We start from the raw sequence: 702 nt of genomic DNA on the forward strand, positions 1-702 counted from the left end.
GGCGGCTGCCGCCTGCCCAGCACCACCCTGGCCGCCGTGCGCGACCTGCTGCCCGTGCGCGACTGCACCGTGCGCGCCGGTGAACTGCGCGCCTTCCGCCACGCCTACATGCTGAACTCGTTGCAAGGCATGCGCCCGGTCACGGTCATCGGATCGCATGCCTTCACGCCCGATTTCGCCACCTGCGAACGGTGCAATCCGGTGTTGCTGGGGGAATAAGCAGGGGTTGATTCCAAACTGGTCTTTTGCCCGTAGGCGTCCGACCCGAAGGGCGCGAAGCGTGGCCGTTCGGCGAGCCCTACGGCCATCGTGCGCAACGCGGTCAAGCTTCGCCAACGAACAAAACGCCTATTCGAAACAGCCCCTTGAAAGGCAACATAACGATCTACTTCTTCCTGGAATCGAACCCGAACAGGCGACCGCGCACCACGGCCTCGCGGCCATGCCTGTCGCGCAGGGCGTCCAGCGCGGCATCCAGTTTCTTGCGGCGGTTCTCGTCCGGCGGCGGGATGGATTCCGCGGGAATTACGGCGGCGGGGGCGGCCTGTCCAGACTGCCTGCCCGACCCGTTCGGCCCGCCTGGCACGTCCGACTCGCCCACCGCATCCGGCCCGTCCTGTTCATCATGCTCTGCGGATGTCCCCATGCGGCGCGCACCGTCCGCGCCCCGCGCCCCGGCATCCCGGCCCGCCGCCCAGCCTG

The 702-nt window shown here is 68.2% G+C and carries 1 protein-coding gene and 1 pseudogene; one reads left to right on the forward strand and one right to left on the reverse strand.

What is annotated here, in order from left to right; all coding sequences use genetic code 11:
• The coding region (locus tag FVW20_RS17675) for an aminotransferase class IV (RefSeq protein WP_231039231.1) at window positions 1–219 on the forward strand (219 nt) is incomplete at its 5' end.
• 166 nt (window positions 220–385) lie between these two features.
• On the opposite strand, the pseudogene FVW20_RS19900 reads toward FVW20_RS17675, so the two are convergent.
• Window positions 386–702: pseudogene (locus FVW20_RS19900) on the reverse strand (DNA polymerase IV); the annotation flags it as partial.

It is taken from the genome of Nitratidesulfovibrio oxamicus (genome assembly GCF_015731765.1).
Lineage (GTDB): Bacteria > Desulfobacterota > Desulfovibrionia > Desulfovibrionales > Desulfovibrionaceae > Cupidesulfovibrio > Cupidesulfovibrio oxamicus.